This window comes from Sporolactobacillus sp. KGMB 08714 (assembly GCF_036598985.1).
Classification (GTDB): Bacteria; Bacillota; Bacilli; order Bacillales; family Sporolactobacillaceae; genus Sporolactobacillus.
The window spans coordinates 1-26,403 of record NZ_JAUUBW010000010.1; the positions used below are offsets into that span (position 1 = coordinate 1).

Below are 26,403 nucleotides of genomic sequence, written 5' to 3' on the forward strand. Positions count from 1 at the left end.
CAGCTTGAACTAATTTACTTGTGGAAAACGTAGAACCGGCAAGGTGTTAGGGCACTTTTTTAACTTTCAAGTTTTAGCTATTAAGTATAAAATCTTTTAAGATGATAGTATATATAAAAATGGCCGGGCCTCGGCATAATCGGTGTAAAGCCGTCCCGGCTGAGGTTTAGTCTGAGCAAAGGTCTGGCGCAGCCGATTTTTATCAGTTTAATTCTACCATATCCGTTCGCGTTTTTTGATTTTCAGCCGTCCCGTCCGCTTATTGACGGCAACCCGAAGAGGGCATACACTGACTTTATATTATGAAAAATCAGCCGGGATCGTACCATCCGCTGCATTACCGTTTTAGATATCGAACGAAATGGACGATCCCGATCGTTAAAAAAGAGGCATGAAAGTATGGACAATGCACGGCAGGCAGCACATTTACGAAGATATCCGCAGCTCATCAAGCCGCTGGCTGTTTCACGGGCGTTCCGTGCTTTGTGGATCGGCAATTCGCTGTCTGTCTTCGGTTCATCGATTACGAGCGTGATCGTGCCCGTCATTGTTTACTCACTGACTCATTCAACGCTGACAATGGGGCTGGTTATGACGGCTTATATGCTTCCCAATGTCGTCATTCTGCCTTTTGCCGGCCTGATCGTCGATCGGATCAATCGGGCCTCATTAATGAGAACGGCCGACCTGATCCGCTGCCTGATCGCCTTTGCCGTCATGTTCTGCGGATTTGCCGGCCTGCTCGATGTGCACATATTGCTGGTTGTCGCCGCTTTTCTCGGACTTATGGACGGTTTATTCCAGCCGGCTTTCTCGGCCATCCGCGCAACGGTTTTTGTCCCTGAAATACGTACCTCGGCCAACGCGCTCACCCAGCTCACCGTGCAGGGCATGCGCCTTTTCGGGCCGGCAGCCGGCGGATTGATCATCAGTATTTCGTCGGCCCCCGTCGGTTTCGGCGTCGACGGACTGACTTTTCTCATCTCATTTATTTGTCTCCGCTTTTTGGGCAAAGAAGGACAGGTCCAAAGAAACGGGGCAGCAGCTGAAAGGCCTTCTTTCTTTCGGGAATGTTTCGCGGGAATTTACGTTATCAAGAAAAATACCTGGCTCTGGGTAACCATCCTTGCCTTCAGTTTTATTAATATATGTACGACGGGAATCGTTGTCATACTGGTTCCCTGGCTGATCAATGTCCATCTGCATCTTCCGTCATATGTATACGGACTGGTTATGTCCGGAGAGGCAGCCGGAGCCGCTTTGACCGCTTTGCTCTTCGGAATGCGGAAAACATGGCATTATCGCGGACCGATCGCCTACGGCTGTGTCGGTGCCGGCGGACTGGCCCTGTTTTTCATGCCGCTGACGCATGCTGCCTATCTGCTGACGGGGTTTATGATATTGGAAGGTGCCGGCATGATGATGTTCGGGCTGATCTGGGAAACAAGCCTTCAGGAGCTGGTCTCTCCGGCAGCATTCGGCCGTGTCGCCAGCCTGGACATGCTCGGATCCTTTGCCCTTCTCCCGGCCGGCTACTTATTTACCGGATGGTTCGCCGGCAGCATCGGCGGCTCTGCCGCCATGATCATCCTCGGCGCTGCTGTCGTTTTTTTAACGGCTCTCGTCCTTTTTATTCCCGGCATCCGCCGATTCGATTAAATTCATTTGAAGACGGGATTCATCCGTGCCCGATTTCTTCTAAAATCTGCCGGTAGCAGAAACACCCGGTTTCATGATCATTGACCATTCCGACCGCCTGCATAAAAGCATAACAGATTGTTTCTCCGACAAACTTAAATCCGCGTTTTTTAAGATCCTTGCTCATTAGCCGTGATTCCTCACTTGCGGCGGGAATTGTGTCATGAGCCGAATAATGATGGACAATCGGACGGCCGCCGACAAAATGCCAGAGATACTGACTGAAAGGCTGTTCTTTTTCGATTTCCAGGCAGCTCTTCGCGTTGGCAATAATAGCCTCTATTTTTCTGCGGTTGCGAATAATGCCGGGATCCTCCATTAATTGCGCCACGTTCTCTTCTGAATAGTCTGCGATGATCCGCGGATCAAATCCTGCAAAAACTGCCCTGTAATGATCGCGGCGTTTCAGAATCGTGATCCAGCTCAGCCCCGCCTGCATTCCTTCTAGGCAGAGCATTTCAAACAGCAGGCGCGAATCGTACCGGGGCCTTCCCCACTCCCGGTCATGATAAGCCAGATAAACCGGATCCGACGTATTCCAGCTGCACCTCTTAATCGGTTCACTCTTCATTCGTCCGTCCCCCTTTTTTATTATAATAGCACATATGTTCCCTTTTATGCAATTAAAAAACCCGGTTGCCCGGGAAAGTCATTGCATCACTTGAGCGATCAGTTCAAACGAGCGCAGCTTTGCTTCAAAGTCATGAATATTTGTGATGATCATGACTTCGTCAGTCTGATAGGCCGCCGCAAGGTTTTCCAGTTCACGTTTCACTTTTTGCGGGCTGCCGACAATCATCCGGCCGCGATTTTCTTCTATTATCTTCCGTTCCTGTTCCGACGGATCAAACTGTTCGGCGTGTTTGATCGTCGGGATGGGTGCCGACCGGCCCTGAGCGGTTTCAATCATCCAGTAGCGGAGTGTCGAAGCCTGTCTTTCCGCTTCCCCGTCGGTCTCTGCACAGACCGCAAAGATGCAGACGGCCGGCTTTGGCACTTTATACAGGGCCGAGCTTTGAAAATGGCTTCGATAAGAACGGACGACTTCAATGCCGCCGTACGGGTTTATAAAATGGGCAAACATGAACGGCGTTCCCAGTTGCGCCGCAATGCCCGCACTTCCGTCCGACGATCCGAGCAGGAAAATTTCGGGTATCTTATCGGATTGCGGCGTCGCCCTGACCGTTCGGAGCGGATGATCCGGAGGCAGATGATCCGTCAGGAAACCGATCAGATCGCGTACTTTTCGCGGAAAATCGCTCAGATCACGCCGCCCTCTGTCATTTAAAGCCCACGTGGCCCCCGGCATGCCGCCCGGAGCACGTCCGATGCCTAGGTCAATCCTGCCGGGGTGCAGATTCTCAAGCAGATGAAAGTTCTCGGCAACCTTATAAGGGCTGTAATGCGGAAGGAGCACGCCGCCTGATCCGACGTGAATCCGCGACGTCTGTGCGGCAACGTGGGCGATCATGATTTCAGGCGAAACGCTTGCCAGTCCTTTAGAATCGTGATGCTCCGCGAACCAGATGCGCCGATAGCCCCATCCTTCGGCAGCCTTAGCAAGCCGTGTACTGTTTTCCAGTGCCTGCCGCGGTGTCGATCCCTCGGAAATCGGCGACTGTTCCAATATACTCAGTTTTAGCATACTCTCATTCATCTCCCGATCACTGATATTGAGCGCCTCAGGCCATCGCCTGCGGCACTCTGAATGGAACCGGCATTTTCTGCCGATCAAAATTTCTTGAAATTTCTATGACAGACGGCGCATTCTCTCCCGGCCGCGAACCGGCGCCCGCCTGATGCGGCGGTCCGCCGAACGGAAGTTTCATTTTCCTTCTGTCCTTTTAATTTATCATGTACGGCAATGAAGGCAAAGAAATAGATCCCGGCCGTGCACGTGCAAAAAAGTTGGCACGGATCATCCGATTTGATAGAATAATGACAATCTGGAAAACTGAATTCGGAAGAGGGAGTCTCGTAAATGAAAGCTATTGAATCAGCAGAGGAATTTAAAGAAGTAATCGGCGGGCCGAAAACGGTGATCGTCAAATTTGAGACAACCTGGTGCCCGGATTGTAAAAGACTGAATATGTATGTTGATGACATTGTGAAAGATTTTGACTTTGAGTGGTTCTCCGCCGATCGTGATAAATTCCCGGATCTTGGCGAGAAATACCAGGTGCTCGGCATTCCGAGTCTGCTGGCTTTCAGAAACGGTAAAAAAACAGCGCATTTGCGGGCAGATGACAAATCGCCGGATGAAATAAAAAACTATTTAAAAACGATTGAGGCATGAAAATTTATCCGGCCGGCTTAGTTTAATATATCTTTTTTGAACCAGAAACTCTTAAAGATTCCGCCTGCCGATCATTTTACTGAGAGACCAGACTAAAAAACATCCGCACGGATGTTTTTTTCCTATGCATGCGTCTGCTGCTTCCCGCCGGCGCAGTCTGTATGACAGTCTGAAAAATCCGTTCCTTCGATCTGGATCGTCGAATGGCCCAGGTTGTACGATTCCAGGACCCGCTCGACTTTTCTGAGCATTTCATCCCGATCCGCTCGTTTATCGACTGTCAGATGGCAGCTCAGCGACAAAAAACCGGAAGTAATCGTCCAGACGTGCAGATCGTGAATCCCGCGTATTCCGTCGACTTCCATGATCCGGCTGCGGATTTCTTCGACGTTCAGGTTATCCGGCCTGCTCTCCATCAGTATGTTGATTGAAGCCCGGGTTACCTGCCAGCCGCTCCTGACAATAATCAGCGACACGACGACACTTGCGATCGGATCGGCAATTTCCCAGCCGAAAAAGCCGATCAGCAGCGCCGCCGCGATGGCGCCGACCGATCCGAATAAATCGCCGAGCACATGCACAAACGCGCTTTTTACATTCAGATTTTCTTCCGTTTCCCCATGCATCAGTATCCGAGCAACGGCAAGATTGACGACCAGTCCGGCAAAAGCAACAATCAGCATGCCGGAGCCGGCCACTTCCACCGGATGCCTCAGTCGCAAAATAGCTTCATAAATGATCCACACCGATATAATCAGCAGCAGGATCCCGTTAAAAAGAGCGGTGAGAATCTCAAATCTCCGATAACCGAACGTTTTATTATTGTCGGCCGGCACTTGCGATCCGACAATGAGAGCGATCAGACTGAGGCCGAGTGAGATGGAATCGCTCAGCATATGGCCTGCATCCGATAATAGGGCAAGGCTGTGGCTGAGCAGGCCGCCGATTATTTCAATAACCATAAACCCGGTAATCAACAGAAAACCAGCCAAAAGCGCCTTTTTATTTGCCGAATGGTCATGAGCATGCAAAATTTCATGATTATGCGCAACCGAATCCTCAGTATGAGCGGTTTTCACCAGGGTCCCCCTCCAAGCTTAAAAATCGGCTTCACCCGTTGCCGACGGTGCCGCCGTGATTGACACATATGAATGAGTATTCATATGTTTAATATGACCGATTCTCTCTTAAATGTCAACAGATCGGTTGAAATTCGTAAGAACGTTTCTATTTTCTCAATCAATTATCCGTTTCTGATATACTATTCTTAAGTTTTTCATTTTGACTGGGGGATTATTCATGCAAAGTCTGGGGATTCATCACTGTGCTATTATCTGTTCCGATTATCGGAAATCGAAACATTTTTACGTGGATCTGCTTGGTTTTAGAATTATCCATGAGGCTTATCGCGCCGACCGGCACTCCTATAAGCTTGATCTGCAGATCGGCGACGATTCATGCGGACAGATCGAATTGTTCTCCTTCCCGGAACCGCCGGAAAGGCCGACACGTCCCGAAGCACGGGGGCTGCGGCACCTCGCATTCAGCGTCGGCGATGTCGGGAAAGCTGTGCGTGAACTGGAGGAACAGGGAATCGAAACTGAACCGGTCCGAATGGACGAATTTACGGGAAAGCCGTTTACATTTTTCAGGGATCCCGATAATCTGCCGCTTGAGCTCTATCAAAAATAACGGATAAAGCCCCGTTCATGTTCCGGTATGGTAGACTGAAAGAGATCGGGCCATCATCACAATCCGAGGAGGAATAAAATGAGTATCCATATCGAAGCAAAACCGGGAGAAATCGCCGACACCGTCCTGCTCCCCGGCGATCCGCTCAGGGCAAAATATATCGCGGAAACCTATCTTGAAGACACGCTCTGCTATAACAACGTACGCGGCATGCTCGGATATACCGGCACCTACCGGGGGAAACGCCTATCCGTCCAGGGGACAGGCATGGGTATTCCTTCGATTTCCATTTATGTCAATGAACTGATTCGCGATTACGGTGTCGGAACGCTGATCCGTGTCGGCACATGCGGAGGCATCCAGACGGATATACACGTCCGCGACGTCGTTCTGGCCATGTCCGCCGCAACAGATTCGGCAGTGAATCACGCTGTTTTCCCCGGCATCGACTATGCGCCAACGGCAAACTTCGAATTGCTGAAGAAAGCATTTGATATCGGGACGGAGCTGGGCGCCTCTCTCCGTGTCGGGAGCGTCCTTTCCGCCGACGTGTTTTACAGAGACAGTATGGACATTATGAAAAAACTGGCCGATTACGGCGTCCTGGCCGTCGAGATGGAAACAAGCGCGCTTTATACACTCGCGGCCAAGTACGGTGCGCGCGCATTAACCGTTCTTACGGTCAGCGACCATGTTTTCAGCGGAGAAGAAACGACGGCTCAGGAACGGCAGACAACATTTAACGATATGATAAAAATAGCTCTGGGCGCCTCGATCGGCTGACCCGCCGTTAAACGGCCGTAAAAAAGGACCCGTTGTGATAAAACCGGGTCCTTTTTTCTATGCAGACTTTCACCATGACGGTATTTTCAGGCAAACAAGACTCAAATCGTCGCCCGGCGCCTCATTCATTTATGAAAGTAGTCATCCAGAATATATCGATGGCTTTTTAATATCCTGTTCGGAAGATCTTCCGGTGCCCGAAATTCAAATTTGATCGATTCATCAGCATCTACAACTAAATCTCCTCGAAAAATGCCGGCCGAATAGGCAACCGTAACAGCATAAAATTGATCGCCGTTTTTAGCGGTCACATAATTCTGCGGGCCGGAATAGACATTGATCAGCCGAAGCCGGTCAACGGACAATCCGGCCTCTTCGAATACTTCCCGTTTGACGGTTTCTTCGGCTGATTCTCCAAGTTCCATCAGTCCTCCCGGAATTCCCCACATGCCGACTGGAAATTTGCGTTTCTGCATCAGGATCCGGCCGCTTTGATCAGCAATAACGGCCACCGCGCCGACAAGAATCAAAGGCTTGTGCCCGACCAGCGGCCTTAACTCTTCAATATAACCCACATCTTTCTCTCCCTTCACCCATCAAAGTATAGCATAAAACAGCGTACCGGCCTGGCAATTTGATTGCCGGGCCGCCTGATCTGTGAAGGAGCGTATCGCCGCCTTCTCTTTTGCAAAGAAAAAGCCCGTCCGAGACGGAAGGGTCTGAAAGAATAAAAAGGAAAGAAACAAGCCGCCCGTATCCTGCAACGGTTAGTCTCTTCCTTAAATCTCCATGAATCAAAACGGCTGCGGATTCCCCGTATAGATCTGTTCCGGGCCTCATCAGGCCGCAGCCGTCCAAGCTCTGAGGCTGACTGCTTACTTAATTAACATTGATCCGGCCTCTTCTGACGGGCCTGTTCTGGCGGCGGCGCGCCTGCAATGCTTTCCATGCATTAGCGGTCAGCAGTCCGACAAGCAGGTAGGACAGCTTGCTTAAATATAAAAATGCCGCTCCGCTGACAACGGCGGCCAAGAATCCGAAAAACACCTGCTCCGAGTATTTCGCAGGGGAAGTCGGAGGATCCGTCAGCATAAAGAAGGCAAGGAACAAAGCGGAATTAATATAAGGCATCCGCAGCGCGTCGCCCGCACCCGTTACCCCGAGAATGCCGAGCACGAGGAAAAAAAGTATATAAACGGCCAGAAATGAAAAGACAAGCGGAAATTTATTGATCCGGTCGGCTATGATGAAGCCGGCAACGATTAAAAGGACCGTGGTCCATGGCGAAAGCATGGACAACCCGCTCCACCAGCTGTCGCCGGCTGCAAAGACGGTCGCACTGAAAAGCAGTCCGATGGCTGCGGGGTTAAAAATCGGTTTTCGTTTATCCTTGAAGATATGTTTGAACCCCAGCGCAACAACCGTTGTCAGCATGACAAGATACCAGGACGTCGCCGGGCTGAGTATGCCGCCGATGATCAGCCCGGTGACCAGCGCTCCGTCCGAAAACCGCACCGGCCTCTCCATCAGATAGGCCACGACATAATCCATAAACAAGCCGGTGACGACGGCCAGAATGATATTCCTGATGCCGCCCGAGCTGTTCGGATAATCAAGCCCGATCAGTGAGAGGATCGTTAAGAGTGAGAAAACGATCCCTTTAGGCGATTTGATGAATTTTTTGAATGAGAAACCGGCGCGCTTTTTACTTTTTACCGGATGCATTCGTTCCATTCTCGAATCGCGGACCTTTCGCAGGCCGCGCTGCATGTCCGTTTCTATTCGTTCCATGACCACTTCTCCTTAAATTTATTTGTCGCACGCACGTCTTGCGATCGCGTCACCATCACACAATCCAGGTGCATTTCTTCCATTTTTTTCAGGCCTCTGTTGCTGCCCATGATGAACGAAGCGGTAGAAAAGGCATCCGCCAGCATGGCGAATGGGGCGATAACGGAACAGCTGGCTATGTTTCCCGGAGAACGGTCCTTGTGCGGATCGAGCAGATGATTCTGACCGGGCAGTACCTTGCTGGGCCGCTCATAGTCTCCCGACGTACAGATTGCCGCATCGGACAAGCGAATCGATCCGATCTGTTCCGATCGTCTGACAGGATTCCTGATCCCGATTTTCCACGGCCTTTCCTGTTCATCCAGTCCCGCTGCATAAACGTCGCCGCCGGCATTAATGATAAAATGAACAAAACCTTTATTACGGACGGCTTTTGCCGCTACATCGACGGCCATCCCTTTCACTACGGCGTTCAGATCGATGACCATCGGTTTTTTTAATAAAATTTTTCTGCGCTTTCCATCCAATAAAAGATCCTTATAACTCGTTTTTTCGCTGTCGGCAAAAGTCGACCGGACTGTTTTTCCCGATAGATAATTTCGATCAAACCCGCGCTGTTCCATAGATCTTCCTATAGAGGGATCGAACGCGCCGTCTGTCTCGCGCGCCGTTTCCACGGCAAATTTAACGGCCTGATATAAAAGCGGCGACACGCTCACGCTCTCGCCTGTACGGCGCGACAGCCGCATCAATTCACTATCCGGATCAAAGCGGCTGCACGTCCGTTCAATTTTGTAAAAAAAACGCGCCGCCTCGTCTATCGCCTGATCGACTTTATCTGTTTTTTGCTGTGAAAGAATTTTAATCAATACCGTCGTGTCCATACAGATAAACTTCTTTTCGTCAGAAAACATCCGAAAAAAGGACCGCCTCCCCAGTTAGATTACGCCTGCGCCTGAGAAAGCGCCTGCTGAACCGCCGTTATAAAATCGTCTGTGCTCTCGGTCGCACCCGATACGTTGTCGACATTCGAATTTTGACGGGAAACCACCTGAGCCGGCAGCGGATCAATGGCGCTTTGAGGGAAGGATGTCGTGCAGTCTGTAATCTGAACATTCGCAATTTTCCCTTGCTTTATCGTCACACTCACGGCGACCGATCCGATCCGGTTCTGCCCCTGACCGGTATAAGTTCCGTCTTTATAGCCTGATTGAGATTGCGCCGTACTGCTCCCCTGGCTGCTTTGATTGTTTTGATTGCTTTGACCGCTTGACGCATCCGAAGCGGCTGAACTGCTGCTGCCTCCCTGACTGCCCTGTACACCTTGACTCTGCGAGCCGCCCGTTCCCGTCTGTACATTCTGTTGCGGTACGGAAACCGCAACGGCTTTCGGTTCAGTGACTACATAACCGGCTGTGTAGGCCAGACCAATGGCTGCCGTGCACAAAGTAATCCATTTTGGACTAAGCTTGCTCATCCAGCAAACCTCCTAGAGTATAAATGTTTCATCAACTGCCTGTTTCTTGTTTCAATTTTGAATTCTAACAGGCAAGTCTGAAAAATTACTGAAAAAGATTTTTGATTAGAGGCATTCAGGAGGAAAAAACGCCTTTCAGATTATTTTTTTCGGAGCTGCAAGAGTTGATAAGTGCGCGTGACAATGACTTTGCAAACCGCATAGACGGGGATAGCCAGGAGCATGCCGATGATTCCGGCCAGATTGCCGGCAGCAAGCAAAAGACAGATGATCGTCAGAGGGTGGACATCCAGTTTTCTTCCCATGACCATAGGAGAAATCACATTTCCTTCAATCTGCTGAACAACGACAACTCCGATAATCACGTAAACCGCCAGGATAGGATTTTGAATAAAAGCGACAATAACTGCCGGTACGGTGGCAATGAAGGAGCCTATAAAGGGAATTACATTGGTAAAAATGATGACTAATGCCAGTATCAGGGAATAGTTTAAGCCGATAATCGAGTACCAGATAAATATGAATACAAAATCAAACAGGAGAACGATCATCTGGCCCTGTATGTAGCCGCTCAGTGCCTGATCCATATCGGCAAGAATTTCCACGGCCTTCTCGCGATGTTCTTCGGGAATTAATTTAATGATCCCCTGCGGCATTTTTTCCCCGTCTTTTAAGAGGTAGAACAGGATGAAAGGAACGGTGACGATAATGAGGAGCGTTCCCGTGACCGACTGGATGATCGACAGGACATTGTTTCCTACGGATGTCGTTAAAGACGACAGATATTTTGAAATTTTGCTCGTGTTGACCAGGGAAATATCATTTAGATGAAGCTTAATAAAAAACTTGTTGTGCTGCAGCGTGTCCAGCTGATAGCCGAGCTGCTGGACAAGATGCGGCATGCCGGTAACGAGAGAAAGAAATTGCGCGTAAAGCAGCGGACCGATCCATAAAATCAGAAGCGTAATCGCTCCGGCGGCCAGCAGATAAATCATCAGTATGGCGACAACCTTCGGAATTTTCAATGCCATCAGCCCCTGAACGAGCGGACGCAAAATATAGTATAAAAGTCCGGAAATAATCAGCGGAGCTGCAAGTGAGGTAATCAAAGTGCCGATCGGCTGAAGAATAAAGGTCAGTTGCGAACCTACCAATAAAATTAGTAGAATCAAAAGCAACCAGACAGCGAAACGAAAATATTTTGACTGTGGCATAATGGCTCCCCTATCCGTCGAATTTGCCCGTGTTGACGATTTAATACGGCGTTATCTGTTCGGAATCATTTGAACAAAGGACCGGCTTTTTAGATATACGTGACACGGTTCTTTGACTGCCGGCAATTGCGATAAGCGAATGGACGGTAAAAATTTATTCCGTTTATTGCCCGGCTTTGCATGTTCTCTTACAATATTGTAACCTATTTTTGTCTAAAATAATCCATTGAATTCAATCGCTTCTTTTCACTAGAACAGGGCGGCTCCAAATCGGTACAATTGGAACCGCCCTGTTTCTCTGAATGATCGTTTCATTGTTCAAGGATTTATGTTTGCCGCCATCGCCATTGTTATAAGTCTTTCTCTCCGCAAAACATGATTGATAGCTAGAGGACAAGCTTAAGCGGAGCTTCAAGATTCGCCTTGACGGCCGCAAGGAACTCCGCGGCGGGTGCACCGTCAATTGCCCGGTGATCGAAAGTCAGGCTGAGCGGCAAAAAGTTTCTTTTTTCAATATCGGCTCCCCTATACGCCGGCTGTTCGCTGATCGTTCCGACACCGAGTATGCCTATCTCCGGCGGATTAAGCACGGGAGTAAAAAAGCCGATTCCGTAAGTCCCCAAAGAAGTGATCGAAAATGTCGAGCCTGTTAATTGCAACGCCTCCAGGCGGCCTTCCTTGGCGGCCCTAGCCGCCTGGCGGATCTCCCTGGAAAGAGTGCTCAGCGATTTCTTTTCCGCATCCCGGATGACGGGGACAACCAGCCCTTCTTTCAATGCCACGGCAACGCCGAGGCTGACTTCATCATAAGTTGTGATCGTATCATCCGCGCAGGTGCTGTTCATCTCCTGATGCACCAGCAGGGCATTGATCACGGCCTTTGCTACAAAATCCGTGACCGTCAGCCGCACTTCATCGTCAACCGGATAAGCTTGCCTGGCTGTTTTTTGAAAAGCAAGCAGGTCGGTGACATCGGCAGTTGCCTGCAGTGTGAGCTGTGCGGTCTGCTGAAGGCTGTCGTACATACGCTGAGCGATCACTTTCCTCATGCCGGCGACTTTTCTGACCTGCCCTTTTCCCTGCACAGCCTGTTTTTCCTTTAGTGGAGACGCGGTCCGTGCGGGCAGTCGGTTGTTTTGCCGGGCGGCCGCCGCCGCCGCGACATCACTCTTGGTTATTCGTCCCAGCGGGCCGGTCCCTTTAACCGTGCTCAGATCGATTTTCTCAGTTTTGGCAAGCTTTCTGGCGGCCGGAGAGACGCGCAGCCTGGGCTGCACTTCGCCTTTATCCGTCCCGGCCGTATCGCCGTCCCGTTCCCCGTCTGTCTCCGCGATCCGGACAGACGGCGTCTTGCTTTCTTTGAAAATGACATCCTTCTGCACGAATGCTTCCCCTTCTCTGCCGATATAGCCGAGCGGCCGTCCGATCGGTACGACTGCATCCGCTTCAGCTTCAATGCCGATCAGCACGCCGTCTTCGGGTGCTTCAATATCTTTTTCAATTTTATCCGAGCTGATCGATACAACCGATTCCCCCTTTTTCACCGGGTCTCCTTTATGCTTCAGCCATTCAACAACAGTTCCTTCTTCCATCCCCATACCCATTTTAGGCATAATGATTTCCGTCGCCATTTTGTCCACCCCTTTTTGATCGAAAAATGAGAGAGGAACACCAGCGGGCATTCAGGAAACGGCCCATGCCGTCTCACCCCGCGAAACTGCCGCCTTTCTTTACACGCCTGTGAAAACGCGGTCGCCGACCATCGCAGCGAAAGCATCAATGACCTTTTCAGGGGAAGGCAGATACAGTTTTTCAAGCGGCGGAGAGAAAGGAACCGGACTGTGCGGCGCCGTCACCCTCTTAATAGGCGCATCCAGATAGTCAAAAGCTTTATCTCCTACGATAGCAGCTATATCCGTAGCGGCGCTGCAGCGAGGATAGGCCTCATCGACAATGATCAGCCGGCCGGTTTTTTGCACCGAGCGGATGATTGTTGCTTCATCCAGCGGCGAAAGCGTGCGCGGGTCAATGACTTCCGCTTCAAAGCCCTTTTGTGCCAGTTGATCGGCCGCTTTCAACGCGGTATGCACCTGCTTGCCGATCCCGACAATCGTCAGATCTTTTCCGGGCCTCTTAATTTCTGCTTTACCGAACGGAACGGTGTAAAAACCTTCGTCCACCTCGCCTTTCATGCCGTAAAGTGTCTTGTCCTCGAACACAATCACCGGATCGTCGTCAAAGATCGCCGTCAGCAGCAGCCCTTTGATATCGTACGGATTGCTCGGCACAACGACTTTCAGCCCCGGGATATGGGTAAATAGAGCATACAGACTTTGCGAGTGCTGAGCGGCCGCATTAAAGCCCGCACCGTCGATCGTCCGAATGGTCAGCGGCACTTTGGCCTTTCCGCCGAACATATAATGAAATTTTGCCGCCTGATTCATCACTTCATCCAGGCAGCTTCCGATAAAATCATTAAACATCAGTTCGGAGACAGGCCGCAGACCTGTTGCGGCTGCCGAAACGGCAGCGCCCATATACCCTGCTTCCGCGATCGGAGTATCAAGTACCCGGGTGCGTCCGAATTCTTCAACGATTCCCTTGGTTACTCCGAAGACGCCTCCCCATGCGCCTTCATCCTGCAAGTGATCGACCTCGGCACCGCCTGCGACGTCTTCCCCGATTAAGATAACGTTTTCGTCTTTGCGCATGGCAAGCCGGATTGCATCATTAATTGCTTCCGAGTAGGTCATTTTTTTGGCCATTATGAATCACCTCCGGATACTATTGACTCGCATTTAATAGGAGACATAAACATCGGTTGTCAGTTGTGAAGCATCGGGGAACGGGCTTTCTTCGGCAAATTTGACCGCATGTTCGATTTCGGAATGAACGTCGGCATCAATTTTTTTCACTTCTTCTGCGCTGAGCAGTTCATGCGATTCGGCATAATTACGGAATCGTAAGATCGGATCATCTTCATGCAGCGCGCGTTCCTGAACCTCCTTATCTTTATAAGTCTGCGTGTCCCCTTCGAAATGTCCGTAATCGCGGTAAGTCAGGCATTCGATAATAGTAGGACCTTCCCCTTTCCTGGCACGGCCGACGGCTCTTTCGGCGGCTTCATAGACGTCCGGCAGATTGCGGCCGTCGACGGTTTCACCGGCAATTTTATACGTCTTTGCAAAATCGTAAACACGGTCGCAGGCCGCGGCATAATCGAAGGGCGATGCCTCGCCGAACCCGTTATTTTCACAGACAAAAATAACCGGCAGCTTCCAGATCGCAGCCATGTTGACCGATTCATGGAATGTCCCGTGATTGCTCGCTCCGTCTCCGAAAAAACAAACGGCTACATGATCCGTCTGCTTCACCTTAGCCGTCAGGCCTGCGCCGATCGACAAAGGCAGTCCCGCGCCGACAATGCCGTTGGCTCCCAGCATTCCCTTGGAAACATCGGCAATGTGCATCGAACCTCCCTTTCCCTTGCAGAGGCCGGTTGCCCGGCCGTAAATTTCCGCCATCATGCCATCGATATCGCATCCCTTGGCAATACAATGTCCGTGTCCCCGATGTGTACTCGTAATACTGTCACTTTCAGTCAGATGGGCGCAGACGCCGACAGCAACGGCTTCTTCGCCGGCGTAGAGGTGTACAAATCCTGGAATTTTGCCTTTTTCGAAAATTCCGTGGACAGCATTTTCGAATTGGCGGATTTCCTGCATCTTTTTATAGATCCACTTCGCCTTCTCAACGGTCATGTCTCCTGCAGATGCTTTCGTTCCGGCTTGCATTCTGTCTCCTCCCGTCTATTCATGAATATTGCTACACCGAGCCATAACGGCATCTGATGTAAGCGTTTTCTTGCTATTCAATAATAAACGATCCGGCTTGTTTTTGCAAAACATACGGAATATTGCAACGGCCATTATTTCATTCTAAACCAGCGGCCGCCGATTTTTTCGACAGGCACGGGGAATAACTGATAAATTTTTGCAGCGAGGCCCATATACCAAGGCAGACTGATCTCTCGTTTTTTCTTTTCAACGGCCTGTACAATCCGGCGGGCGACGGTTTTCGGATCCAGCATAAACGGACCGACCCTGGCCGCATACGTGCCGGCCGGGTCGGCCGTCTCAAAAAAAGCTGTACGAATCGGACCCGGATTAACGGCTGTGACCCGGATCCCCTTATCTTCCACTTCCATTCTCAGCCCGTTTGAAAAACCGAGGACGGCATGTTTTGTTGCCGCGTAAACGGTTGATTTCGGCGTAGCCAATTTTCCGGCGATTGAAGCGACATTGACAATCTGCCCGCTTTTTTGCCGGATCATCAGAGGCAGCACCGCTTTTGTGCAGGCCATCAGGCCGATCACATTGACGGAGAACATCTTTTTCACGTCTTCCATATCGGTTGAAACAAGAGGCGCAAATTGACCGATACCCGCACAATTCACCAAAACGTCTATTCGGCCGTACTTGCCGGCTATCTCTCCGAAAACCTTTTCAACCTGGCCGCAATTCCTAACATCAAGCGTAAAACTGCCGGCGCTGTCTCCGCGTTCTCTGATTTTGCGTTCGGCATTTTTTAATTTTTCGGAATTCCGCGCAATAAGCACGGTTTCTGCTCCCTTCTCAGCACACAGAAGGGCTGTCTCCCGGCCGACTCCGCTTGAAGCTCCGGTGATCACAACCACTTTTTTATCAAGCATTTCTTCACTTTCCTTCATTTGGACACTGTCATTGAATTGTTGAAAGTTCATGCCGACGCTGCAGACAGCCGAAGATCGCTGATCCGATCCCTTTGTTCATCTTCCGGGCAGTCTGTCTTCTTACAGCCCGGCAGCATCACCGTACCGCTATTGTCATAGTCTTAAAAAGATGATTCAATAGAAAGGCGGTCTGGACAGCTCACTAGAGTTCCGCCCACCCCCAATGGACAAAAGGAGATGCTAAGATGGCTAAAAAAAGGACACTGATCATTATTTCAATTTTAATCATTGCACTTGCAGCGATATCCTGGCAAGTTTTCCGTCATTTTTCACTATCCGCAAAGCCGCAGCCGGTCGATAAAATGATCGCGTCAATGAATTGGCAGAATAACGGCCAGAACAATGAATATGTAACACAGCTTTATAAAGGCAGCCCTGTCACAAAAACGATAAAAGGAACGGTCAAAACGGATACCGACTGCAAGCCCGATCAACGGGGGATCAGCAGGTGCCACAACCAGATTCAGCTGCAGAATAACAGCAAGATAACGGTCATTACCATTCACAATATGCAACACTTCAAATGTTTCTCTCCCGGCAACAAAGTAAGCGTCGGATCTCTTAATGACAAATGGGTGAAAATCTCAAAACTAAAATAAAAAAGAACCGCTCATCCGAATAGATGATTCAGTCCATGTGAGGCGGAAGCAGAGCTGAATCGTTTAAAGAACCAAATGATTCAGCACCTTGCTTAGATCTTCCAGCATTTTTCCTTCGTCGCCGCGATGCAGGGCATCCGTCATACAGTCCTGCAAATGATCCTGAAGCATTAATTTTTCGACTTCATTCAGCGCCTCTTTGATCGCTGCGATTTGCAGAAGAATTTCCGGGCAATCCCGCTCCTTTTCTGTCATTGATTTTACGCCGCGCACCTGTCCCTCGATCCTGGCTAAGCGGTTGATAATTTGTTTGTAATGGTGATACTTGGGCTGTTCATGTTGGGTTTCCATTTTTTCTTCCGTCCAACTATCTTTTTTACAAAACTTTTAATCTACTGAAAAGAGCTGTTTATTGAATATAATTCATCGGATTAACAGAACCATTGTGCGGAGCCGGAGTCCACGGACCTATGTACAATTCAAAGTGCAGATGCGATCCGGTTGATTCGCCTGTACTGCCCATTTTGCCGATCAGCTGTCCCTGTGAGACGCTCTGGCCCGCAGACACATTATAAGAAGATAAGTGAGCATAGACCGTTGTATACAATTTCCCGCCGGCTCTGTGGGAAATCATCACCGTATTTCCGTAGCTTGATGATTGATAGGACCTGAAGACGACGCCGTCCGCTGCCGCTTTGACAGGTGTTCCGATACTGTTGGCGATATCAACCCCGGGATGCAAACGGTTATCAAAGGATCGGAAGCCGAAACCGGATGTAATATAGCCTTCCGCTGGCCTGATAAAGCCTGCAGAACGCGTATCGGCAGAATCTTTTTGCACCGCAGGAATCGCGGGAGAATCAGCCTGAGAGCGGATCATGTCGGACTGTACCTTCGCATTATCCGTTTCTTCACTCTTTGCCATCATTTCTACTTTGATTTTGGAAGCCCTGTCTCTCAGCAGGGCCAGTTCGCTCTGCTGTTCTTTCTGCTCCTGATCAAGATTTACTTTCAGTTTCTCTAAATCAGACAAGTTCGCCTGCATTTTTTTCAATTCCCGCCTGAGCCTATCCTGCTTTGAAACCTGCTCTTTCTGATCCCGTTTCTGATCTGCCATCACTTGATTATCGTGATCGGTGATCATTTTCAGGGCAATCACGCGATCCAGAAAATTACCGAAGCTTTTTGCTCCAAAAAGAACATCCAGATAACTGACTGCACCGCCGTTTATGTAGACGGATCGTATACGTTCTTTTAATAATTTGTTTCTCTCGTCAATCCGTTTTGCGAGCAGATTGATCCGGCCTGTCAGAAGAACCCGGGCAGCCTCGCTGCGGCCGATCTCAGTTCTTTTGCCGGTTATTTGGCTGTTAATCGTCTGAATATGTTTATCAGATGATTTAATACTGGCAATTACGGAATCCTGCTGATGAACATTCTCTGAGAGCCGGTTATTAACCGTGCCGCTCTGAGATTCAATTTGTTTCTTTTTTACTTCGTTGAATTGGGAAGCCGCCAGAGCGCCGTTTTCACCATAGCCCGCTGTGATCAGCATGGCAAGTCCGAAAGCAATCGTTTTTGTCATGTTATTTCTTTTCAAAATCACCGTTCCCCTCTGCACGTTGTGTATTCGTGTTGATCATTGGGTCATAAAGCGGCCGTTCAGAATTGATAAATTGAATAGAGCGGCTGCTGTGAATAGTTTTAAGATAGCAATTGAATGTGACAAATTCCGACAGGAAAAGGTAACATTTTTATTTCATTTGATGTATTCCGCGGTTCGGGAAAATTTTATGTTGATTCTTCATCCCCTTTCGTTCTGCTCTATGAAAATCGCAACCCATGAATATGCAGAATCCATGTCGAAAGCCGATGAAATCAGTTATTTTGCTGGAAATTAAAAAATTGCGGACCAAAAATCATCCTGTAGATGAAGGTAATTTATTTAACAAACCGTTCTTGAAGCGGGAAGGGATTTGATCGATCCGGTATGCCCGGAGAATCGGCGCTTACCGGTACATTCGCAAGAATGAAAAAAAAACGGCCTCCCGCTGAAATCAGGAGGCTTTTCATAATCGATCAAGTTTAATATAAAACGATGGCTTAAAACAGAGGCGATCCAAAGCGGCATCGACGTCAGCGAATCGGCAAAGTTATCCATGGTGTCTGCCAGCAGTACCGTGCTTTCGGTCACTGAACAATGACTGCCTGAAAAACGGCTGCCGCTATCAGTGCATTGGGAGAAAGAAGCAATATCCGGGTCGCCTCTTGGTTCTGCAGGATACCGCCGTCAGCACGCCCATGACTGTGCGGGTGAATCTTTTCCATCGCCAATCGCCTCCAAGGGTAAAGTTTGGTTGATACAATCAACCGCCTTGTCCGGCAAAAATGCAACATGAGGAACTCGCAAATTCAGATTCGTAAAAGCTGATCTTTCATTTGTGAACTTAAGAAACTCATGATACTGCTTTGAAGCCGCGTTACAAAAGGCTCTCAAAATAGCAAACAAAGCAGTTACAGGTACCCGTCATTAAAAATCCTTTTTCTTCGGAGAATGTTTTCGCTCATATTCCGGTTCAGCGTGAATGAGAATTTGGGCCCGGGGAATTTCGCGTTTAATACTCTCCTCGATCTGATCGGATAATTCTTCCACAGCGTCGATTTCAAGGTGGGAAGGAACAACAAGGTGAAATTCAATGTACTCCTCCGGACCTGATCGTCTTGTACGAAAGTTATGAAATTCGATGTACTCTTTTTTATAGGTTTCAATAATACTCATAATTTTATTTTCTTCCTGATCCGAAAGATGTGCATCTAATAACGGAGGGAAAGAGGCCCTCATCAGTTTTGTTGCTTCAAACATGATAAAACATGCCAGCACAATGCCGATCATCGGATCCAGGACAGACCATCCGGTTAATGCAGCCAGCAGCAGGCTGACGGCGACACCAAGCGACGTATATACGTCTGTCAGCAAATGAAAGGCATTAGACTTCATCGCCACGGAATGGCTTCGCTCGGCCGTCCGGTCAATTAAACGTGATACAAAAAAGTTGACCGCCGCACCGGCCAGCATAACCATCACACCCAGAGCGGGAAGTTGTATGGGTTCAGGCTGAATCAATTTTTTTACAGATTCATAAATGATCCAGATACCCGCCGCATAGATAAGCAGCGTCTCAACAGTGCCCGATATATTTTCGACTTTACCATGTCCGTAAGGATGGATTTTATCAGCCGGTCTTCCCGATATGCGTACCGAGAAAAAAGCAATGAGCGACGCTGCCAGATCAAGTGTCGTGTGGATAGCTTCAGACAGCACGGCTACAGAACCGGTAATAATCGCTACAATGATTTTTAAGGCCACCACGAGTGTATTGCTCAGTACAGACAGAAATGCAACTCTTGATGGTTCCATCGTTTTTCCCCCTCGTATTTATTTACGTAGATTCATGTTAACAAATGGCCGGCAGGTGGGTCTACAACAATCTTTTTTCAGTTAAGAATGTAATTTACCACAATCAAAATGTGTTTTGCCTGAGCAACTTAATCAGTTGCATAAGAGCCCGCTTTATGGCCCTTTTCTCGCTCACCCATTCATCACTAATGATCATCAGGCATTTCCAATAAGCTTTGCATCTAAACCCATCGTACAAAGAACATCAGGTCTGTTCATTTCAAATTTATAAACTCAGTGTCACTTTGTGACCATAACGTCTGTCAATGAAAAGGAATAACAAGTAATAACATATGAATAATGTGCTATAATTCATATAATAACGATTATCCCATATTCGAGAGGAGACGACTTTTATGCCGTTGAAAACTTTTAAGGCTACTGTAAAAAGAAAAAAAGGATTGGCCGTTGAAGCGGAATCAAGAGGGTTTAAGATTATCGGTGACGAACCGGAAGACCTGGGCGGGACCAATACCGGAATGAACCCGGTCGAACTTTTGCTGAGCAGTCTCGGTTCCTGCCAAACCATAGCGGTCGCAACCTTTGCACAGAGACAGGGAATTATTCTGAAAGATTTTTGGGTGGAGCTGGAAGGCGATCTGGATACCGATGGATTCTTAGGATTATCCGATGTAAGGCCCGGCTATCAGAATATAAGAGTCAATATGCATATAAAAACCGACGCATCGAAAGAACAAGTTGAGAAATTTATTCAATTTGTTGAAAAACATTGCCCGGTCGGCGACAGTATCGGAAACGGAGTAAAAATTGATCCGGCAAAAATAACAATAGAACCGTAAGCTATATAAATCTCCCGAATAAAAATCCGGGGGATTTATATATGATCCGAAATATTGGCAGAACCTATTCGCGGTTGTTTCAGCCCGCCCTGCCTCCGGAAAAACAGAGCTTGATCCGGAAAGCTGTCGGTCGCTTTTTATTTATTGACTGTTCACCGTTCTATTATAACTCATGGCCTGTTTTCTCATTTGTTCCCAGGCTTTTTCAAAATCATTTCGATTGACTTCCTCATTGCTGCCTCCAAGCGGATTATTAATAAATATTGAGTCGTCGGTAAACCCGGCAACCAGGACGGCATGTTCTTCATAAGTTACTTTCCCCCCTTTTTGTCTCCGCGTGGCTCATTGGCTTTTCAGATTGAAGAAGCGGCCATATGATTTAACTATTTTGAATCTCTTGTACAGTTTGCCGTAATCTCTTTTTCCTTCCAATACATCAAAAACCAGGTTCAACAATTTAGGAAAACGAGAAACCATTTTTTGCATGAATTTCGGGTCTTCATAGAATTCCTGACTGAACTGATACAATGCTCGGAGTTCGGGCATGATCGTCTGATCGACATCTTTTTGATAGGCCGAGAAAGCCTCTTTATTACCTTCCTTAAACGTTTCTATTAAATGGCCGACAAGCAATTCAGCGCTCCATAAAGCATAGTAGATGCCCTCGCCGGCAAATGGATCAACCAGTCCGGCAGCGTCCCCGATCAATGCCGTCCGTTGTGTCATGATTGGCTGGCGGATCCCGCCGACAGACAAAAAAGCTCCCTTCGCGCTCAGCAAATCTCCGTTTAAATTCCGGCTGTCCAGAAATGAATGCAGATAGCGGTCCATCTGTTTCTGATTTAACGAGTAAGAACCGATGCCTGTCGACAGAATTCCATTTTTCGGAAAAATCCAGGCATATCCGCCAGGCACACTTGTATAATCAATGACGATCCTGTTTTTATAATTTACCGCTGTCGTCCGGTCGCATCTGAATTCATACTCTAATGCCAGAGTCTTTCTTCGTTCCGACATTAACCCGGCCTGTTTCGCAACAAGACTGTTTACGCCGTCGGCCCCGACCAAATACCTGCCCGAGTAGTGTTCATTTCTTGTGAATACATCCACCCGATCACGGTGCTCGACGACTTTTTTAACAAACGAATCTTCCTTCAGCTCTGCACCGCAGTCAGCGGCATGTTCCGCCAGCAATTGATCCAATTCGGTTCGCAAGACCATAAAAACAAAAGGTGTTTTGTGTCTAAACACCTGAAAATCATGATTTCCTTCCACGGTGACAAACGAAGTAACCCGATCGCGAATAACCTGTGTAATATCGACCGGCATTTTCAGAAAAGCCCTCTTGGTTACCCCGCCGCCGCAGACTTTATCGCGCGGAAAGCTCTGCTTCTCCAGCATCAAAACATGAAGTCCCGCTTCGGCCAGTTTCGCCGCAAGCGAACTGCCGCCGGGACCCGCACCGGCAATGATCACATCATAAATCTTTGCATCCATTTTGTTGCCCCCCGATTCTGCGCCCTTTCATCCTTTACAGATCTGATGTAGATGACGATATCTGCATCATCGTAATGGCAGAAAAGCATCCCATGCTTTCTTTCTGTCTGTTATAGATGATTTTACCGCTGTTTATTTAATATCACCATGATGGTTATGTGTGTTTACGGGGTCTGAGGTCTGTATTCTCCATGCCCGAAGGAGGCTGAATGATCGCGCCGACGGTCTGAGATACGGTGGAAAAGACGATCGTGATCGAAAGAAACGAAGAAGTCACATACACCGATGCGACGGATCGTTCATGCTTCCGTTTGCATTTCGCTGTGAACAGAAAACGGATTGAAATGGCCGGGGAAATGAGCAGCAGAATGATTTTTAAAACGGGAGGGCCTATTAAATAGAACCGCCCCGATCGACGTCAGGCCGACGGTAATCAACAATATATGCAGTCAGTGGCGAGACGTGGCAATGATAGCGAACAGAACGGATCCTGCAGACTTCAGCCACGTTTTTTTCCGACCTGATTTTTTCATTTCCGAGATTGATCCTGATTCTCTTTTTCCCATATCGTCTCTCTCTAATTTTCCCGGCTCCGCAGCTTTCTGCGATGTCCTTTTGTCTGCCTATAGCACCCGATCATAAAACCAATGGCTATTAAAATCGTGGCCAGAGCGGTCAGCTGGGCGACTTTCAAATTCAGAACGGTCCTGAGACTGTCGCCTCGCCAGAATTCCAGCACGAATCTTAAAACCGAGTATAGTTCAAGCATCAGAAGAAACAGAAAACCTTGGAATGGTTTCTTGTATTTAATCAGAAGCAGCATGCCTAAAATAATCAGGTCGCCGATCGCTTCAAATAAAGTCATCGGCAATACCGGCGTACTGCCGAATACATTGTAGACAAACGTTCCCGGAGGATACTGGACAGCGAGAAATGAACGGCTTGGAATACCATAGGCATCGCCGGTCAGAAAATCCGAAATGCGGCCAATGGCCATCCCGAGTATGAGCGGCGGAGCCACGATGTCCGCGACCTGCCAAACCGGCAGCCTGTGCTTTTTTGCGAGCCGGATTCCTGTTAAAATTCCGCCGAGAATGCCGCCCTGTATTGCCAGTCCCCCCATCCAGATCATAAAAATCTCTGCAGGATGAGCGGCGTAATAGGACCACATGAAAAGTACAAACCATAACCTTGCCCCTGCAACTCCTCCGAGTACACAATAAACAGCAAATTCGGTCAAGTAATCGGCATGGATGCCCTGCCTGCCGGCCTCACGATTGACGATCCATAAACCAAGAAGCGTAGCCAGAGCGACCGCCGCTCCCAAAGTATTTATCGGTATCGATCCGATTCTGAATAAAACGGGTCCCGGAAACCACATGAACTTTGATCCATCCTTCTCTATCCATAGCATTTGATAACCTGTATCCTAAAGCAAACATGTGTGGAAACAATGTGGAAGTGATAAATTTAACCATTAAAAATAAATTAAGGCTTCAGAGATCGGCCGAAAGAATAAAAAAAGTCATTATTATTTTTCTGCAGTTAACGACCGGACAATTGTTAGGCCGGACTCACAGAAAAACATTCAAATTTCCTTTTGAATAAAAGAAATAACGATGTATAATATAATCAAATAGCTGTTTGAATGATAGCGGGGTCGACAAAATGGTCGAAAAAGATGTATGTGAAATTTATTGCTATGACGAAGACAAGGTTCAGCGGGTCCGGGGCATTTTACAAAATAAGCGCGATGACTTGTCCCGTATCGTTCAAGTGTTCAAAGCACTGTCTGATGAAAACAGAGCTAAAGTTATCTATTCCCTGTGTCAGGAGAAAGAACTGTGCGTCTGTGATGTGGCAAACATTATTGGCTCATCAGTTGCAACAGCGTCCCATCACCTGCGCGTGCTTCGGAAACAGGGACTGGTTAAATACCGGAAAGTTGGGAAAATGGCATTCTATTCGCTTGATGATGAGCACATCAGGCAGATCATCTCCATTGCATTAACACATAGAAAAGAGAGGAATGTACATGTCTGAACAGCCAGTCAAGTCTTACCGCGTTCAGGGGTTTGATTGTGTAGCATGCGCCAATACGTTCGAAAAAAACGTCAAACGGCTGGAAGGTGTCGCCGACGCCAAGGTCAATTTTGCTGCGGCCAAAATTGCAGTGACCGGAAACACAACGATTGAAGCGTTGGAGAAAGCAGGGGCATTCGAGCATTTAAAGGTGCGCGATGAATCGGAACCAGCCGTTGAACAGATTCCGTTCTGGAAGCAAAAAGAAAATATTAAAGTGTATCTTTCGGCTGTTTTACTGCTCATTAGCCTGATTATAGGGATTCGATACGGAGAACGGAGCCTTGTTCCGACAATCGGTTTTATCGCCGCGATTGTAATCGGCGGTTATGCTTTGTTTATAGCAGGATTCAAAAACTTAATCCATCTCGACTTTGATATGGAAACCCTGATGACGATTGCCATCCTGGGGGCCGCCGCGCTCGGAAAGTTTGAGGAAGGAGCAACGGTTGTGATACTCTTTGCAATCAGCGAAGCATTAGAGAGCTACTCCGGAGATAAAGCAAGAGAATCGATCCGATCTCTGATGAAAATTGCCCCTAAGGAGACGCTGGTCCGCCGGGACGGCCGTGAGTTCACTGTCCCGGTAGAAGACGTCCGGATCGGCGACATCATGATCGTGAAGCCGGGCCTGAAGCTGGCGATGGACGGTGTGGTAACGAAGGGAACCTCGACATTAAACCAGTCAGCGATCACCGGCGAGTCGGTTCCGGTAACAAAAACGATTGACGATCCAGTATTTGCGGGGACACTGAATGAAGAAGGGCTGCTGGAAGTCAGAGTCACCAAAAAAGTTGAAGATACCACCCTTTCGAAGATTATCCATTTAGTGGAAGAATCACAGGCGGAGAAAGCTCCTGCTCAAACTTTTGTTGACCGTTTTGCGAAAGTCTATACACCGGCAGTTATTATTTTTGCCGTACTTTTAGCAATAGTTCCTCCATTAGCTACGGGAGCTTCCTGGGGCTATTGGATTTACCTTGGGCTGGCTCTGCTTGTCGTCGGCTGTCCGTGTGCGCTCGTTATTTCGACACCGGTCGCTATTGTGACGGCAATAGGAAACGCCGCCAAGAACGGTGTCATCATCAAAGGCGGGATTCATCTGGAAGAAGCCGGTTCCCTCAAGGTCATTGCTTTTGATAAAACCGGTACGTTAACGAGAGGAGTTCCGGAGGTTACAGACGTGGTGGCCTTCAAAGATAATGAAAAAGATATGATAACCCTGGCGGCCGCTCTTGAAAAAGGCTCTCAGCATCCGCTCGGATCGGCTATTGTTAGAAGAGCCGAGGAAGAACGTCTAAAATTTAATGATATTGCGATTGAAAATTTTCAATCGATTACAGGTAAAGGTGTCAGCGCCAAAGTTAAGCAGACCGTATACTATATCGGCAGCCCGAACCTTTTTGAAGAAATTCTGACGAACGGTATTGAAAAAACGGTCCATCATCAAGTGATCGGCCTGCAGATGCAGGGAAAAACGGTGATGGTTTTGGGAACGGACAAAAGTGTTCTTGCTGTTATTGCTGTGGCTGATCAGCTGAGAGATTCAGCGAGAAATGTTATCCAAAAGCTCCGCCAGTCCGGCATTGAACAAACCGTGATGCTGACCGGCGACAACAAAAGAACAGCCGGGACAATCGGGAAAGAAGCCGGTGTTTCTGATATTAAAGCGGAATTGCTGCCTGAAGAAAAACTGGCCTATATTAAGTCCTACCGCGGGAAACAAAAGGTTGCAATGGTCGGCGATGGGGTGAACGATGCCCCGGCACTGGCAGAAGCCACTGTGGGTATTGCTATGGGGGGCGCCGGAACAGACACCGCTTTGGAGACGGCCGACATTGCTCTCATGTCCGATGACTTAACAAAACTGCCCTATACGATAAAACTGAGTCGCAAAGCGCTGGCCGTTATTAAGCAAAATGTAACGTTCTCGCTGACTATTAAGGCTTTGTCTATCCTGCTTATTTTCCCCGGCCTGTTGACCCTTTGGATTGCTATTTTAGCCGATGTGGGAGCGACAATAGTGGTCACGTTGAACAGTTTACGGCTCACGAAAGTTAAAGAGTAAAGTTATAGAAAAGTAACCTCCTGTATAAACGTGACCCCCTGAAGCCGGACAATTAAACTCCGATTCAGGGGGTTTGAGCTTGATTATGAAAGATGACAGACGTATAAGTGAACAGGGCCGGTTATGATGGAGCAGTACCGTTTTACTCTTATCATTACAAATAAGATCCATTTTTTCA

Annotated in this window: 27 protein-coding genes; 8 read left to right on the top strand and 19 right to left on the bottom strand. The window is 48.4% G+C overall.

From position 1 onward, the window contains the following. Positions 1-399: 399 nt before the first annotated feature. Positions 400-1,659, top strand: a complete 1,260-nt coding sequence (locus Q6A92_RS05225; RefSeq protein WP_332237303.1) for an MFS transporter — start codon at positions 400-402, stop codon at positions 1,657-1,659. Positions 1,660-1,678: 19 nt separating this feature from the next. On the opposite strand, the gene Q6A92_RS05230 is transcribed toward Q6A92_RS05225, so the two are convergent. The 3 genes from Q6A92_RS05230 to Q6A92_RS05240 form a co-directional block, all read right to left on the bottom strand. Then, positions 1,679-2,269 carry a DNA-3-methyladenine glycosylase I gene (locus Q6A92_RS05230; RefSeq protein WP_274399330.1) on the bottom strand — a complete coding sequence of 197 codons (591 nt, stop codon included), beginning with the start codon at positions 2,267-2,269 and terminating at the stop codon, positions 1,679-1,681. A 78-nt stretch (positions 2,270-2,347) separates the two neighbouring features. Continuing rightward, positions 2,348-3,343: an LLM class flavin-dependent oxidoreductase gene (locus tag Q6A92_RS05235; protein WP_332237304.1), complete on the bottom strand. Its 996-nt coding sequence runs from the start codon at positions 3,341-3,343 to the stop codon at positions 2,348-2,350. Between the two features lie 37 nt (positions 3,344-3,380). Further along, entirely contained in the window at positions 3,381-3,527 is a 147-nt protein-coding gene (locus Q6A92_RS05240) for a hypothetical protein (RefSeq protein ID WP_274399328.1), read from the bottom strand. A gap of 152 nt (positions 3,528-3,679) precedes the next feature. On the opposite strand from Q6A92_RS05240, the gene Q6A92_RS05245 reads away from it, so the two are divergent. Beyond that, positions 3,680-3,994: a thioredoxin family protein gene (locus Q6A92_RS05245; RefSeq protein WP_332237305.1), complete on the top strand. Its 315-nt coding sequence runs from the start codon at positions 3,680-3,682 to the stop codon at positions 3,992-3,994. A 122-nt stretch (positions 3,995-4,116) separates the two neighbouring features. Here the strand turns inward: Q6A92_RS05245 and Q6A92_RS05250 are convergent, their stop codons facing one another. Continuing rightward, positions 4,117-5,073 carry a cation diffusion facilitator family transporter gene (locus tag Q6A92_RS05250; protein WP_332237306.1) on the bottom strand — a complete coding sequence of 319 codons (957 nt, stop codon included), beginning with the start codon at positions 5,071-5,073 and terminating at the stop codon, positions 4,117-4,119. Positions 5,074-5,293: 220 nt separating this feature from the next. Here Q6A92_RS05250 and gloA2 point away from each other — a divergent pair, with 220 nt between their 5' ends. Both gloA2 and deoD read left to right on the top strand, forming a co-directional pair. Continuing rightward, positions 5,294-5,686, top strand: a complete 393-nt coding sequence (gene gloA2 / locus Q6A92_RS05255; protein WP_274399325.1) for an SMU1112c/YaeR family gloxylase I-like metalloprotein — start codon at positions 5,294-5,296, stop codon at positions 5,684-5,686. Positions 5,687-5,764: 78 nt separating this feature from the next. After that, positions 5,765-6,469 carry a purine-nucleoside phosphorylase gene (gene deoD, locus Q6A92_RS05260; protein WP_332237307.1) on the top strand — a complete coding sequence of 235 codons (705 nt, stop codon included), beginning with the start codon at positions 5,765-5,767 and terminating at the stop codon, positions 6,467-6,469. A 125-nt stretch (positions 6,470-6,594) separates the two neighbouring features. Here the strand turns inward: deoD and Q6A92_RS05265 are convergent, their stop codons facing one another. The 9 genes from Q6A92_RS05265 to Q6A92_RS05305 all read right to left on the bottom strand — a co-directional run bounded on the left by Q6A92_RS05265 (position 6,595) and on the right by Q6A92_RS05305 (position 15,662). Next, positions 6,595-7,044, bottom strand: a complete 450-nt coding sequence (locus tag Q6A92_RS05265; RefSeq protein WP_332237308.1) for an NUDIX hydrolase — start codon at positions 7,042-7,044, stop codon at positions 6,595-6,597. Positions 7,045-7,348: 304 nt separating this feature from the next. Beyond that, a complete protein-coding gene (locus Q6A92_RS05270) occupies positions 7,349-8,260 on the bottom strand; it encodes an RnfABCDGE type electron transport complex subunit D (protein ID WP_332237309.1) in 912 nt (303 codons plus the stop codon). After that, complete coding sequence (locus Q6A92_RS05275; RefSeq protein ID WP_332237310.1) at positions 8,248-9,144, bottom strand: FAD:protein FMN transferase; 897 nt, start codon at positions 9,142-9,144, stop codon at positions 8,248-8,250. The genes Q6A92_RS05270 and Q6A92_RS05275 overlap by 13 nt, the downstream gene beginning before the upstream one ends. A 59-nt stretch (positions 9,145-9,203) precedes the next feature. After that, positions 9,204-9,737, bottom strand: a complete 534-nt coding sequence (locus Q6A92_RS05280) for an FMN-binding protein (RefSeq protein ID WP_332237311.1) — start codon at positions 9,735-9,737, stop codon at positions 9,204-9,206. 140 nt (positions 9,738-9,877) lie between these two features. Further along, complete coding sequence (locus tag Q6A92_RS05285) at positions 9,878-10,951, bottom strand: AI-2E family transporter (protein WP_332237312.1); 1,074 nt, start codon at positions 10,949-10,951, stop codon at positions 9,878-9,880. 386 nt (positions 10,952-11,337) lie between these two features. Continuing rightward, entirely contained in the window at positions 11,338-12,582 is a 1,245-nt protein-coding gene (locus Q6A92_RS05290) for a dihydrolipoamide acetyltransferase family protein (protein WP_332237313.1), read from the bottom strand. Positions 12,583-12,681: 99 nt separating this feature from the next. Continuing rightward, positions 12,682-13,716: an alpha-ketoacid dehydrogenase subunit beta gene (locus Q6A92_RS05295; RefSeq protein ID WP_274399314.1), complete on the bottom strand. Its 1,035-nt coding sequence runs from the start codon at positions 13,714-13,716 to the stop codon at positions 12,682-12,684. 33 nt (positions 13,717-13,749) lie between these two features. Beyond that, entirely contained in the window at positions 13,750-14,745 is a 996-nt protein-coding gene (locus Q6A92_RS05300; protein WP_332237314.1) for a thiamine pyrophosphate-dependent dehydrogenase E1 component subunit alpha, read from the bottom strand. Between the two features lie 134 nt (positions 14,746-14,879). Further along, complete coding sequence (locus Q6A92_RS05305; protein ID WP_274399633.1) at positions 14,880-15,662, bottom strand: SDR family NAD(P)-dependent oxidoreductase; 783 nt, start codon at positions 15,660-15,662, stop codon at positions 14,880-14,882. 245 nt (positions 15,663-15,907) lie between these two features. Between Q6A92_RS05305 and Q6A92_RS05310 the strand changes: the two genes are divergently transcribed. Beyond that, positions 15,908-16,321, top strand: coding sequence for a hypothetical protein (locus tag Q6A92_RS05310; RefSeq protein WP_332237315.1), 414 nt, complete (start codon positions 15,908-15,910; stop codon positions 16,319-16,321). A 63-nt stretch (positions 16,322-16,384) separates the two neighbouring features. Here Q6A92_RS05310 and Q6A92_RS05315 read toward each other — a convergent pair whose 3' ends face one another. The 4 genes from Q6A92_RS05315 to Q6A92_RS05330 form a co-directional block, all read right to left on the bottom strand. Continuing rightward, positions 16,385-16,672, bottom strand: a complete 288-nt coding sequence (locus Q6A92_RS05315; protein ID WP_274399310.1) for a metal-sensing transcriptional repressor — start codon at positions 16,670-16,672, stop codon at positions 16,385-16,387. A gap of 58 nt (positions 16,673-16,730) precedes the next feature. Continuing rightward, positions 16,731-17,921, bottom strand: coding sequence for a murein hydrolase activator EnvC family protein (locus tag Q6A92_RS05320; RefSeq protein ID WP_332237316.1), 1,191 nt, complete (start codon positions 17,919-17,921; stop codon positions 16,731-16,733). 590 nt (positions 17,922-18,511) lie between these two features. Continuing rightward, positions 18,512-18,649 carry a hypothetical protein gene (locus Q6A92_RS05325; protein WP_332237317.1) on the bottom strand — a complete coding sequence of 46 codons (138 nt, stop codon included), beginning with the start codon at positions 18,647-18,649 and terminating at the stop codon, positions 18,512-18,514. A 202-nt stretch (positions 18,650-18,851) separates the two neighbouring features. After that, positions 18,852-19,739, bottom strand: coding sequence for a cation diffusion facilitator family transporter (locus Q6A92_RS05330; protein WP_274399305.1), 888 nt, complete (start codon positions 19,737-19,739; stop codon positions 18,852-18,854). A 395-nt stretch (positions 19,740-20,134) separates the two neighbouring features. On the opposite strand from Q6A92_RS05330, the gene Q6A92_RS05335 reads away from it, so the two are divergent. Continuing rightward, a complete protein-coding gene (locus Q6A92_RS05335) occupies positions 20,135-20,578 on the top strand; it encodes an OsmC family protein (RefSeq protein WP_332237318.1) in 444 nt (147 codons plus the stop codon). Between the two features lie 342 nt (positions 20,579-20,920). On the opposite strand, the gene Q6A92_RS05340 is transcribed toward Q6A92_RS05335, so the two are convergent. Further along, positions 20,921-22,075 (bottom strand): geranylgeranyl reductase family protein, encoded by a 1,155-nt coding sequence (locus tag Q6A92_RS05340; RefSeq protein WP_332237319.1) that lies wholly within the window; start codon positions 22,073-22,075, stop codon positions 20,921-20,923. A gap of 577 nt (positions 22,076-22,652) precedes the next feature. After that, entirely contained in the window at positions 22,653-23,489 is an 837-nt protein-coding gene (gene lgt / locus Q6A92_RS05345; RefSeq protein WP_332237320.1) for a prolipoprotein diacylglyceryl transferase, read from the bottom strand. Between the two features lie 254 nt (positions 23,490-23,743). On the opposite strand from lgt, the gene Q6A92_RS05350 reads away from it, so the two are divergent. Together Q6A92_RS05350 and Q6A92_RS05355 are read left to right on the top strand one after the other, a co-directional pair. Then, a complete protein-coding gene (locus Q6A92_RS05350) occupies positions 23,744-24,118 on the top strand; it encodes an ArsR/SmtB family transcription factor (RefSeq protein WP_274399298.1) in 375 nt (124 codons plus the stop codon). Next, positions 24,111-26,225 (top strand): heavy metal translocating P-type ATPase, encoded by a 2,115-nt coding sequence (locus Q6A92_RS05355; protein ID WP_332237321.1) that lies wholly within the window; start codon positions 24,111-24,113, stop codon positions 26,223-26,225. Before Q6A92_RS05350 ends, Q6A92_RS05355 begins: the two co-directional genes overlap by 8 nt. The last annotated feature ends 178 nt before the right edge of the window (positions 26,226-26,403 follow it).